Below are 11,465 nucleotides of genomic sequence, written 5' to 3' on the forward strand. Positions count from 1 at the left end.
CATCGATCCGTTTCGCGAAACGGTCGACGCAACCCGCCGCGGCTTGCCCGGCGGGTTTTTCTTTTTCTGCGCCCAGGCGGCCGCCGCCGCCTTCGAAACGTCATGATCAAACTGATCGTCGGCCTCGGCAATCCCGGGGCGGAATACACCGCGACGCGCCACAACGCCGGTTTCTGGCTGGTCGACCAGCTCGCCCGCGAAGCCGGCACGACGCTGCGCGACGAACGCCGCTTCCACGGCTTCTACGCGAAAGCGCGCCTGCACGGCGAGGAAGTCCATCTGCTCGAGCCGCAGACCTACATGAACCGCTCCGGCCAGTCGGTCGTCGCGCTCGCGCAATTCTTCAAGATCCTGCCCGACCAGATCCTCGTCGCGCACGACGAGCTCGATCTGCCGCCCGGCACCGTGAAGCTGAAGCTCGGCGGCGGCAGCGGCGGCCACAACGGGCTGAAGGACATCACCGCGCATCTGTCGTCGCAGCAATACTGGCGGTTGCGGATCGGCATCGGCCATCCGCGCGACCTGATTCCGGAAAGTGCGCGCGCCGGCGCGAAGCCCGACGTCGCGAACTTCGTGCTGAAGCCGCCGCGCCGCGAGGAACAGGACGTGATCGACGCATCGATCGAACGCGCGCTCGCCGTGATGCCGATGGTCGTCAAGGGCGAACTCGACCGCGCGACGATGCAACTGCATCGCAACTGATCGCCCGCCGCACCGGCCCGGTGCATCGGCCGTCCCGCGCAACCGGGCGGCCTCGCCCGCCCCACCGCGACGCGCACATGCGGTAATCTGGACGTTTTTGCCCGACAGGAGCCAAGCGGTGAGCCGTTACTGGAGCGACGTCGTTCAGCAACTCGTGCCTTACGTGCCGGGCGAACAGCCCGCGCTCGCGCACCCCGTCAAGCTGAACACCAACGAGAATCCCTATCCGCCGTCGCCGCGCGTCGTCGCGGCGATCGCACGCGAACTCGGCGACACCGGCGACACGCTGCGCCGCTATCCGGATCCGGTCGCGCGCGCGCTGCGCGAGACGGTCGCGGCCCATCACCGCATCCAGCCCGGACAGGTGTTCGTCGGCAACGGCTCCGACGAGGTGCTCGCGCATGCGTTCCAGGCGCTGCTCAAGCACGACCGGCCGCTGCGCTTTCCCGACATCACGTACAGCTTCTACCCGACCTACGCGCGCCTGTACGGCGTCGAGACCACGGTCGTGCCGCTCGCGGACGATTTCTCGATCCGCGTCGACGATTATCTCGACGACGCCGGCGGCGTGCTGTTTCCGAACCCGAACGCGCCGACCGGGCGCGCGCTGCCGTTCGCGGACGTCGAGCGGATCGCGGCCGCGAATCCGTCGTCGGTCGTCGTGATCGACGAAGCGTACGTCGATTTCGGCGCGCAGTCGGCGATTACGCTGATCGACCGTCATCCGAACCTGCTCGTCGTGCATACGACGTCGAAGGCGCGCTCGCTCGCGGGCATGCGCGTCGGCTTCGCGTTCGGCGATGCGGCGCTGATCGACGCGCTGAACCGCGTGAAGGACAGCTTCAACTCGTACCCGCTCGACCGGCTCGCGCAGGTCGCCGCACAGGCCGCGTATGAAGACACCGATCATTTCAACGCCACCTGCCGGCGCGTGATCGACAGCCGCGCGCGGCTCACGCATGCGCTCGGCGCACTCGGCTTCGAGATCGTGCCGTCGGCCGCGAATTTCGTGTTCGCGCGCCATCCCGCGCACGATGCGGGCACGATCGCGGCGAAGCTGAAGGAACGGGAAATTTTCGTGCGGCACTTCCGGCTGCCGCGGATCGACCAGCACTTGCGCATCACCGTCGGCACCGATGCCGAATGCGATGCACTCGTCGCGGCGTTGCGCGAACTGCTGGCCTGACACGGAAAGATCGGCGCCGGGCGGCGCCGATCCGAAAGCGCGGCGCGCGGGCCAATCGAGGCGCGCGCGTCAGCGCAGAATCACGATGCGTCGTCGCCCTTCACGGCGATCAACGCGTGATACTTCTCCATCAATTGCGCGTGCGATTCGTCATGCTGCGGATCGCGCGGAATGCATTCGACCGGGCACACCTGCTGACACTGCGGTTCGTCGAAATGGCCGACGCACTCGGTGCACTTGTTCGGGTCGATCACGTAGATGTCCGGGCCCATCGAAATCGCGCCGTTCGGGCACTCGGGCTCGCACACGTCGCAATTGATGCACTCGTCGGTAATCATCAAAGCCATACTGATCTCACTTCTTCAGGCCGTCGGCCGGCCTCGCAACGAAACCGGCCGACGCCGCGTCACGCGGCGGGGCCTCCCATCGCGGCGACTTTCTCGGTCAACCATTTCTCGACGGACGGAAACACGAATTTGCTGACATCGCCGCCCAATTGCGCGATTTCACGCACGATCGTTCCCGAGATGAACTGGTACTGGTCGGACGGCGTCATGAACATCGTCTCGACGTCGGGCAGCAGATAGCGGTTCATCCCCGCCATCTGGAACTCATACTCGAAATCGGACACGGCGCGCAGCCCGCGCACGATCACGCGCGCATTGTTGACGCGGACGAAATCCTTCAGGAGGCCCGTGAAACTCATCACCTTCACGTTCGGGTAATGGCCGAGCACCTCGTTCGCAATCGTCAGACGTTCTTCGAGCGAGAAAAACGGCTTCTTCGCGCGGCTGTCGGCAACGCCCACCACCAGCGTATCAAAAATGCTCGACGCGCGCCGCACGAGGTCTTCGTGCCCGCGCGTCAGCGGATCGAACGTACCGGGATACACGGCGACTACCATGTCGCTCCTCCTGTCATCACGCAAACGGGATGGCAGCCGTGCGATGCACGCGCCGCTGCCGAGATGGGCATGCGTCGCCTTTGCGGCGCGCCGCCTCGTATGGAACGCGCATTATTCATCATTTTCGCGCCGCAGCAAATGATAGTGAACCGCCCCGGCCTTGCCGCGCTTCACCACCTGCCAGCCAGCCAGCGCGTCGTGCGCGGCCGGATCGAGTTCCGCCCCCGTTTCGACGTACAGCGCGCCGTCCGCCGCGACGAGCGGTGCCGCCAGCGCGATCGCGCGCTCGAGCGCGACCAGGTCGTCGAACGGCGGATCGAGGAACACGACGTCGAACGCGCCCGGCGTGAGCCCGGCCGCGAGCCGCAGCGCATCGGCTTCGGCGATCTCGACCGAACGGGCGCCGAGCTTGTCCTTGATCGCACGCAGTTGGTGCGCCGCGCGCGGATGGCGCTCGACCATCACGACGCTCGCCGCGCCGCGCGACGCGGCCTCGAAGCCGAGCGCGCCGGTGCCCGCGAACAGGTCGAGGCAGCGCCAGCCTTCGAGATCCTGGCCGAGCCAGTTGAACAGCGTCTCGCGTACGCGATCGGGCGTCGGGCGCAGGCCATCGAGATCGAGCACCGCGAGCGGCGTGCGTTTCCAGTCGCCGCCGATGATGCGGATCGTGTGCGGCTTGCCGCGGCCGGAAGGGGCCGCTGAGCGGCCGGAAGAGGAACGGGACATTCGGGAATATCGACAACGGAGGGACCGGACGCGCGCAGCCGCGCGCCGCCAAACAGGCGCACGTTACCACAGCGGCGACGCGCGCTGACGCGAGCGCCACGCCGCACTGATAAAATGCACGGTTTCGGCCGCCGAGCGCCGCGCCCACGCGAACGCAGAACGGCCCGTCCGGCGCCCCCGCCCCCGGCGGCGGCCCGTCCTCTTCCCGACGCCAGACCATGTTCAGTTTCTTCAAACGATTCAAGAAAACGCAGGAGCCCAATCCGGCGGAATCGCAATCGGCCGACGCGCAGCAAGCGGACGAAGCGTCCGACGCCGACGCGCCACCCGCGGCCGAGCCGCCGCAGGCGAGCGCCCAACCGGCCGCGCCGGCCGTCGTGATGACAGTCACCCCGACCAACGACGGCCGCGACGAAGTCGTCGAGACGGTCGAGATCGTCCCGCCGCCGCAGCAGGACGCCTCCGCGAAGAAGTCGTGGCTCGCGCGCCTGAAAACGGGGCTCGCGAAGACGGGCTCGAGCATCACCGGCGTCTTCGTCAACACGAAGATCGACGAGGACCTGTACGAGGAGCTCGAAACCGCGCTGCTGATGTCGGACGCGGGCGTCGACGCGACCGAATACCTGCTCGGCGCGCTGCGCGAGAAGGTGCGCGCGGGCCGGCTGACGGATCCGCAGCAGGTGAAGGATGCGCTGCACGACCTGCTCGTCGAGCTGCTGGCGCCGCTCGAGAAATCGCTGATGCTCGGCCGCGCGCAGCCGCTCGTGATGATGATCGCCGGCGTGAACGGCGCGGGCAAGACGACCAGTATCGGCAAGCTCGCGAAGCATCTGCAGAGCTTCGACCAGTCGGTGCTGCTGGCCGCCGGCGACACGTTCCGCGCGGCCGCGCGCGAGCAGCTGGCCGTCTGGGGCGAGCGCAACAACGTAACGGTCGTGCAGCAGGAAAGCGGCGATCCGGCCGCGGTGATCTTCGACGCGGTCAGCGCCGCGCGCGCGCGCAAGATCGACGTGATGATGGCCGACACGGCCGGCCGCCTGCCGACGCAGCTGCACCTGATGGAAGAGCTGAAGAAGGTGAAGCGCGTGATCGCGAAGGCGCACGACGGCGCGCCGCACGAGGTGCTGCTGGTGATCGACGCGAACACCGGCCAGAACGCGCTCACGCAGGTGAAGGCGTTCGACGACGCGCTGGGCCTGACCGGCCTGATCGTCACGAAGCTCGACGGCACCGCGAAGGGCGGGATTCTCGCCGCGATCGCGCGGCAACGGCCGGTGCCCGTCTACTTCATCGGCGTCGGCGAAAAGGTCGAGGACCTGCAGCCGTTCAGCGCGGTGGAATTCGCGGACGCGCTGCTCGGCTGACCGCCGCCGGCTCGCCTCGCGCGGGGCGCCTTCGGGCGCCCTTTTTCATGCGGTCGCGCTCATTCCGCGTCGGGCTGCACACCCGGCTCGGCGGCCTTGAACGCATCGATCGTCGCCGCATGGTCGACGATTCGCTGGATCGTCGGGAAACGCGTCGTATCGATCGAGAAGCGGTTCGCGTTGAACACCTGCGGCACGAGGCACACGTCGGCGAGCGTCGGCGTGTCGCCGAAGCACAGCTTGCCGGTGCGCGGATCGTTCGCGAGACGCGTCTCCAGCGTGTCGAAGCCCGCCTCGATCCAGTGCCGGTACCACGCGTTCTTTGCGTCCTCGGACACCTTCAGCGTGTGCTTCAGGTACTTCAGCACGCGCAGGTTGTTGAGCGGATGAATCTCGCACGCGATCTGCAGCGCGACCGCGCGCACGTACGCGCGATCGACCGGCCGCTTCGGCAGCAGCGCGGGCTCGGGATGGGTTTCGTCGAGATATTCGATGATCGCGAGCGACTGCTGCAGCGTCGCGTCGCCGTCGATCAGCGTCGGCACGACCGCATCCGGATTCAGCGCGCGGTACGCGTCCTTCAGTTGCTCGCCGCCGTCGCGCAGCATGTGCACGGGCGCATAGTCGAACGGCAACTGCTTCAGGTTCAGGGCGATCCGCACGCGGTACGACGCGGAACTGCGGAAATAGCTGTAGAGCTTCATGGGATGTCTCGCTTTTGGTCGTATTCGGCCGGCGGCGGCACGGGCGCGGCGCAGCCGGTGCGCGCGGCACCGGGAACCAGAGTGTAGCGCGGCGCGATGCGCGGCCGCGCCCGTGCGATACTCGGGGCATTCCTCACCGCTCACCGCGCGGCCCCACGCCGGCCGCCCGCCCCACGTTCCGATGACCGCTTCCCACGATCCCGCCGCCCCGTTCCCTTGCGCCCGCTTCATCAAGGAAATCGGCCGCGGCCCGAACGGCGCGCGCGCCCTGTCCGCCGAGGACACGTTCGAGCTCTATCGCGCGATGCTCGATGCGCGCGTGTCGGACCTCGAACTCGGCGCGATCCTGATCGCCTATCGGCTGAAAGGCGAATCCGCCGACGAGCTGGCCGCGATGCTCGCCGCCGCGCAGGCGTCGTTCGAGCCCGTGCACGTGCAGGACGCCGCGTTCCGCCCGGTGTCGATCCCGAGCTACAACGGCGCGCGCAAGCAGCCGAACCTCGTGCCGCTGCTCGCGTTGCTGCTCGCGCGCGAAGGCGTGCCGGTGCTCGTGCATGGGGTGGAGCGCGATCCGGGCCGCGTGACGAGCGCGGAGATCTTCTCGGCGCTGTCGCTCGCGCCGTCGACGTCGCACGATGCGATCGAGGACACGCTCGCCGAACGCCGCGTCGCATTCGCGCCGATCGACGTGCTCGCGCCGCGCATCGCGCACCTGCTGTCGATGCGCAGCGTGCTCGGCGTGCGCAACTCGACGCATACGCTCGTGAAGATTCTGCAGCCGTTCGCGCCGGCCGGGCTGCGGCTCGTCAACTACACGCACCCGCCGTACCGCGACAGCCTCGCGCAGCTGTTCCGCGATCATCCGGACGCCGCGCTCGGCGGTGCGCTGCTCGCGCGCGGCACAGAAGGCGAAGCGGTGGCCGACACGCGGCGCCAGGTGCAGGTCGACTGGCTGCACGACGGCGTGTGCGACACGCTGATCGACGCCGAGCGTTCGTCGACCGACGCGCCGCCCGTCGCGCTGCCCGAGTCGCGCGATGCGGCCACCACGGCCGCGTGGACGGACGCCGTGCTGCGCGGCGAGGTGCCGGTGCCCGACACGGTCGCGCGGCAGGTCGCGACGATCGTGCGGATCGCCCGCGTCGCGCGCTGACGGCGCGGCGGCGCCCGCCCCGTTATCCCGATATTTGACACGGGAGCGCATCCTGGCATAGAGTTGGCGTCATGCGTTCCTTTCCGAACACCCTCCGAATTACCTCCGGCCGCCTAGCGCGGCCGCTATCGCTACGACTAGCCTAAGGCTGTCGTAGCGCCGTGTGCTGTCCGCACGGTCCTCCCAGCAGTTCCTCGCCGTACCCCTCTCGCAGTTTTTACAACCCGAAGTCGTCAGCCTTCGTCCGTCCATCCGTCGGCCGATTCGCGAAGATCATCCGCATCCATGGCGCCATCGCGCGCCGGGGGTGCGAGGCAGCGCCAACCATCGCCCATGCCGCCCGTCTTCGCTCGCGACTTGAGACCCGAGGTCCAGAAGATGATGCGCAATCCGCAAGACAAGTACCGTCCGTTCGAGCCCGTCCGCCTCAATGGCCGCCGCTGGCCGGCCCGCACCATCGAGCGCGCGCCCGTGTGGATGAGCACCGACCTGCGCGACGGCAACCAGTCGCTGATCGAGCCGATGAGCATCGAGCAGAAGCTCGAGTTCTTCGAGATGCTGGTCGCGATCGGATTCAAGGAAATCGAAGTCGGCTTTCCGTCGGCGTCGCAAACCGACTTCGATTTCGTCCGCAAGCTGATCGACGACAAGCGGATTCCCGACGACGTGACGATCGAGGTGCTCGTGCAGTCGCGCGAAGACCTGATCGCGCGCACGTTCGACGCGCTCGAAGGCGTGCCGCGCGCGATCGTGCACCTGTACAACGCGGTCTGCCCGTCGTTCCGCCGCATCGTGTTCGGGATGTCGAAGGACGACGTGAAGGCGCTCGCGATCGACGGCACGCGCATCATCAAGGAACACGCCGCCGCGCGCCCCGATACGCACTGGACGTTCCAGTACTCGCCGGAAACCTTCAGCATGACCGAGCTGACGTTCGCGCGCGAGATCTGCGACGCGGTCGCGCAGACGTGGCGTCCGACCCGCGACCACAAGATGATCGTCAACCTGCCGGCCACCGTCGAAGCCGCGACCCCGAACGTGTTCGCCGACCAGATCGAATGGATGGACCGCAACCTCGCGTATCGCGACAGCATCGTGCTCTCCGTGCATCCGCACAACGATCGCGGCACGGCGGTCGCGGCGGCCGAACTCGCGCTGCTCGCGGGCGCCGACCGCATCGAGGGCTGCCTGTTCGGCAACGGCGAGCGCACCGGCAACGTCGATCTCGTCACGCTCGCGTTGAACCTCTACACGCAAGGCATCGACCCGGGCCTCGATTTCTCCGACATCGACGCGGTGCGCCGCGTCGTCGAGCGCTGCAACCAGATTCCGGTGCATCCGCGCCACCCGTACGCGGGCGACCTCGTGTTCACCGCGTTTTCGGGCTCGCACCAGGACGCGATCCGCAAGGGCTTCGCGCAGCAGCGCGCCGACGCGGTCTGGGAAGTGCCGTACCTGCCGATCGACCCGGCCGATCTCGGCCGCAGCTACGACGCGGTGATCCGCGTGAACAGCCAGTCCGGCAAGGGCGGCGCGACGTTCCTGCTCGAACGCGGGATGGGCTTCACGCCGACGCGCCGCGTGCAGATCGAATTCAGCCAGGCGGTGCAGACGCTCGCCGACGCGTCGGGCGAGGAAGTGACGGGCGACGCGATCTGCGCGCTGTTCGCACGCGAATTCCTCGAAACCGACGGCCCGGCCGCACGCCACGGCAGCGGCGCGCGCTGGCGGAACCGCGAGATCGCGGCGGCGCCCGCCGCCGACGCGACGCCCGACGACACCGTGCGACATTTCGCCGCGGCCTTTGCGACGGCCGCCGGCGCCGCCGTCGACATTGCGTCGTGCGAACACGTGCGCGCCGCGGACGGCCGGATCGCGGTATCGGTCGGCTGCCGGGTCGGCGACGCGCCGCTGCGGCACGGCGTCGGCGTGCACGCCGATGCGGCGAGCGCGGCGCTCGATGCGCTCGTCAGCGCGATCAACCGCTCGGCATGGCACTGCGCGGATCGCCGCGCGGCGGCCTGAGCGCCGGGCTTCGATGCAGGGTTGAATGTCAGCGAGCGGTGCGTGACCGCCCGTGCGCCGCGCGATCCGCGCCGCACGAGGCAGCAAAAAGCGGCTCAGAAGGCCGCTTCGGTCGAGGCATGAAAAGGGACACTACCCGGGGGCGCCACCCGCGCTCATGTTTCGGTCGCGCACCGCGTCGCCTGCCACGCGAGCAGCCGCCACTGCCCGTGCTCGTGCATGTGCACGGCCGTGTACGCGATCGGAAACACGAGGCCGCCATTGTTCGTTTCCATCTCGATCAACGCGCGCCCGGTCACGACGCAGGTGGCATCGCCGACGGGCAGCAGGTCCTGCGACTGGACCTCGATCTGACGATAGCGGCGGCGGCCGGCGACGATGGCGTCGATGAACTGCTGCTTCGTTTCGCGTTTGCCGTTGGTGTGCACGAAGAACACCTTGTCCGACAATTGCGCGTCGAGCGCCTCGCCGTCCCCGTCGACCATCGCCCGGAACCGATCGCGCTCGAGCGCGCGGATCGCATCGACCACCTTCGCCATCGCCTGACTCCTCGGCAACGCGCCCGCCGTGCGCCGGCGTGCGGATCAGAAGTTGTACTGCAGGTAGAACTGGTGGAAATTTATACCAGGATTCGGCTCTTTGATACCCGCGTTAGACACATGTTGGAAACGGTAACCAACCTGATACTGTTGCCGTTGGCCGAACTGCGCGCCGACGCCGACGACGTCCGCGAACTGGAACGATGTCGACAGCGACAGATTGTTCGAGATCGTCGGATGCGTAAGGAACCGGATGCCGGCGCCGGCCTCGACGAACGGGCGAACCTGGCCCGCGCTCTTGATGAAACGGAACATCGGCGTCGCGCCGAATTCACCGATGTTGGCGTGCACGTTGCCGCCGGTGTGCCAGTAGCCGACATGGCCTTCCATCACGAACGCGAAGTGCCAGCCGCCGATTTCCCACCAGTTCCAGCCCGGATCCCAGACCACGCCGAGATCGGCCTTGTCGATCCCGTGGCGATCGGAAAATCCGCCGCCCGCCTGGATTCCCCAGCGATCCGCGAAAGCCGCACCCGATCCGCCCAGGAGAGACGCCGCCAGCGTCGCGTGCAGCACCACCCGGCCGCGGGGCCGACGGTTCTTCTTATTGTTCATCTGACACTCCAACTTTGTGGGTTGAATGGAGCCTGCCGCGACGGCCCGGCCCGAGCGAACTGAATGGTATGGTAAAGGACTTTTCGGATCGGCATCACGAAGCGAAATTGTTTGCTTCCAAAACGACAAAAATCGAAATCGTCTCCCGATTCCCATCAGAAACAACGGCTTACGGAACTTCGCGGCGGAGGCCTTGTCGCAGAATAGACTATCGGCTCGACTGATTCGATAGAAAACAGGGAACTTGGATGCCCCCCTGGCCTCTAAGGAATTAGCACTCATCTTGCGGGAGTGCTAAGATGGCCTCCGGAATCTCAACCGAGACCGGGGGTTTGCCCCTGATTCCAAAGGAGTTTTTAGTGAGCAACGCCCTGACCCTCCCGAACACCCTGCGCCCGACGCCGGCCAAGGCCGAATCGGCAGGCTCGCTGGCGCTCGCAGCCCAATCGATGTTGCCCGGCCAGCTCGGCAACATCGACGCGTACATCCAGGCCGTCAATCGCATTCCGCTGCTGACCGCCGAAGAGGAACGCCGGTACGCAACCGAATTCCGCGAGGACAACAACCTGGACGCGGCGCGCCGGCTCGTGCTGTCGCACCTGCGTCTCGTCGTGTCGATCGCGCGCAACTACCTCGGCTACGGCCTGCCGCACGGCGACCTGATCCAGGAAGGCAACATCGGCCTGATGAAAGCCGTGAAGCGGTTCGACCCGGCGCAAAACGTGCGCCTGGTGTCGTATGCGATTCACTGGATCAAGGCCGAGATCCACGAGTACATCCTGCGCAACTGGCGCATGGTGAAGGTCGCGACGACGAAGGCGCAGCGCAAGCTGTTCTTCAACCTGCGCAGCCACAAGAAGAGCATGCAGGCGATGACGCCCGAGGAAATCGACGGCCTCGCGCAGGAGCTCAACGTCAAGCGCGAGGAAGTCACCGAGATGGAAACGCGCCTGTCGGGCGGCGACATCGCGCTCGAAGGGCAGGTCGACGACGGCGAGGAGTCGTACGCGCCGATCGCCTATCTGGCCGACTCGCACAACGAGCCGACCGCCGTGCTCGCCGCGCGTCAGCGCGACATGCTGCAGACGGACGGCATCGCGCAAGCGCTCGACGCGCTCGACGCGCGCAGCCGCCGCATCATCGAGGCGCGCTGGCTGCAGGTGGACGACGACGGCTCGGGCGGCTCGACGCTGCACGATCTCGCCGCCGAATTCGGCGTGTCGGCGGAACGCATCCGCCAGATCGAAGCCAGCGCGATGAAAAAGATGCGCACGGCCCTCGCCGAATACGCGTAAATCCCGGCGATTCAGAGCACTGCATCGAAACCGCTGCCCGACCGGCAGCGGTTTTTTTTCGTCCGTTTTCCGCTGCTTTTGACGCGCTTTTCAGCGCGTTTCACGCCCCGTTTCCCACCCCGTTAATTGAACTGATTCATCCAGTATTGCGCTATTTGCAGCGCTCATCCGCATAACCTTGATCCACCTCAATTTTTAACCCCTGTTTCGCGACGGTCTGCCGCAGCGCAGCACTCGGCATCGGAAAGCAGT

Annotated in this window: 13 protein-coding genes; 7 read left to right on the top strand and 6 right to left on the bottom strand. The window is 67.1% G+C overall.

The genetic code is table 11. The features are described 5' to 3' along the window. The first annotated feature begins 102 nt into the window (after positions 1–102). Both pth and hisC read left to right on the top strand, forming a co-directional pair. Positions 103–702: an aminoacyl-tRNA hydrolase gene (gene pth / locus CFB52_RS14675; RefSeq protein ID WP_060009005.1), complete on the top strand. Its 600-nt coding sequence runs from the start codon at positions 103–105 to the stop codon at positions 700–702. A gap of 118 nt (positions 703–820) precedes the next feature. Next, the gene (gene hisC / locus CFB52_RS14680; protein WP_099316829.1) at positions 821–1,888 is read left to right on the top strand and encodes a histidinol-phosphate transaminase; all 1,068 of its coding nucleotides are present in this window, start codon (positions 821–823) and stop codon (positions 1,886–1,888) included. 80 nt (positions 1,889–1,968) lie between these two features. Here hisC and CFB52_RS14685 read toward each other — a convergent pair whose 3' ends face one another. The 3 genes from CFB52_RS14685 to rsmD all read right to left on the bottom strand — a co-directional run bounded on the left by CFB52_RS14685 (position 1,969) and on the right by rsmD (position 3,518). After that, complete coding sequence (locus tag CFB52_RS14685) at positions 1,969–2,235, bottom strand: YfhL family 4Fe-4S dicluster ferredoxin (protein ID WP_006477774.1); 267 nt, start codon at positions 2,233–2,235, stop codon at positions 1,969–1,971. A 59-nt stretch (positions 2,236–2,294) separates the two neighbouring features. Beyond that, positions 2,295–2,792: a pantetheine-phosphate adenylyltransferase gene (coaD, locus tag CFB52_RS14690; protein WP_014895999.1), complete on the bottom strand. Its 498-nt coding sequence runs from the start codon at positions 2,790–2,792 to the stop codon at positions 2,295–2,297. Positions 2,793–2,903: 111 nt separating this feature from the next. After that, entirely contained in the window at positions 2,904–3,518 is a 615-nt protein-coding gene (gene rsmD / locus CFB52_RS14695; protein WP_099316830.1) for a 16S rRNA (guanine(966)-N(2))-methyltransferase RsmD, read from the bottom strand. A 218-nt stretch (positions 3,519–3,736) separates the two neighbouring features. Here rsmD and ftsY point away from each other — a divergent pair, with 218 nt between their 5' ends. Further along, positions 3,737–4,882, top strand: coding sequence for a signal recognition particle-docking protein FtsY (gene ftsY / locus CFB52_RS14700; RefSeq protein ID WP_099316831.1), 1,146 nt, complete (start codon positions 3,737–3,739; stop codon positions 4,880–4,882). A 59-nt stretch (positions 4,883–4,941) separates the two neighbouring features. On the opposite strand, the gene maiA is transcribed toward ftsY, so the two are convergent. Then, on the bottom strand, positions 4,942–5,586 hold the full coding sequence (gene maiA, locus CFB52_RS14705) for a maleylacetoacetate isomerase (RefSeq protein ID WP_099316832.1): 645 nt from the start codon (positions 5,584–5,586) through the stop codon (positions 4,942–4,944). Between the two features lie 181 nt (positions 5,587–5,767). On the opposite strand from maiA, the gene ybiB reads away from it, so the two are divergent. Both ybiB and leuA read left to right on the top strand, forming a co-directional pair. Continuing rightward, complete coding sequence (gene ybiB, locus CFB52_RS14710; RefSeq protein ID WP_060312535.1) at positions 5,768–6,739, top strand: DNA-binding protein YbiB; 972 nt, start codon at positions 5,768–5,770, stop codon at positions 6,737–6,739. A 378-nt stretch (positions 6,740–7,117) separates the two neighbouring features. After that, positions 7,118–8,764 carry a 2-isopropylmalate synthase gene (gene leuA, locus CFB52_RS14715; RefSeq protein WP_060009002.1) on the top strand — a complete coding sequence of 549 codons (1,647 nt, stop codon included), beginning with the start codon at positions 7,118–7,120 and terminating at the stop codon, positions 8,762–8,764. Between the two features lie 155 nt (positions 8,765–8,919). On the opposite strand, the gene CFB52_RS14720 is transcribed toward leuA, so the two are convergent. Both CFB52_RS14720 and CFB52_RS14725 read right to left on the bottom strand, forming a co-directional pair. Beyond that, a complete protein-coding gene (locus tag CFB52_RS14720; RefSeq protein ID WP_099316833.1) occupies positions 8,920–9,303 on the bottom strand; it encodes a nuclear transport factor 2 family protein in 384 nt (127 codons plus the stop codon). Between the two features lie 45 nt (positions 9,304–9,348). Beyond that, positions 9,349–9,918 carry an acyloxyacyl hydrolase gene (locus tag CFB52_RS14725; RefSeq protein ID WP_099316834.1) on the bottom strand — a complete coding sequence of 190 codons (570 nt, stop codon included), beginning with the start codon at positions 9,916–9,918 and terminating at the stop codon, positions 9,349–9,351. Between the two features lie 359 nt (positions 9,919–10,277). Between CFB52_RS14725 and rpoH the strand changes: the two genes are divergently transcribed. Beyond that, positions 10,278–11,213 carry an RNA polymerase sigma factor RpoH gene (rpoH, locus tag CFB52_RS14730; protein ID WP_059575622.1) on the top strand — a complete coding sequence of 312 codons (936 nt, stop codon included), beginning with the start codon at positions 10,278–10,280 and terminating at the stop codon, positions 11,211–11,213. Between the two features lie 145 nt (positions 11,214–11,358). Further along, positions 11,359–11,412 (top strand): hypothetical protein, encoded by a 54-nt coding sequence (locus tag CFB52_RS35375; RefSeq protein WP_144029744.1) that lies wholly within the window; start codon positions 11,359–11,361, stop codon positions 11,410–11,412. The last annotated feature ends 53 nt before the right edge of the window (positions 11,413–11,465 follow it).

This window comes from Burkholderia sp. AU18528 (assembly GCF_002223215.2).
In the GTDB taxonomy this organism is placed as follows: Bacteria; Pseudomonadota; Gammaproteobacteria; order Burkholderiales; family Burkholderiaceae; genus Burkholderia; species Burkholderia semiarida.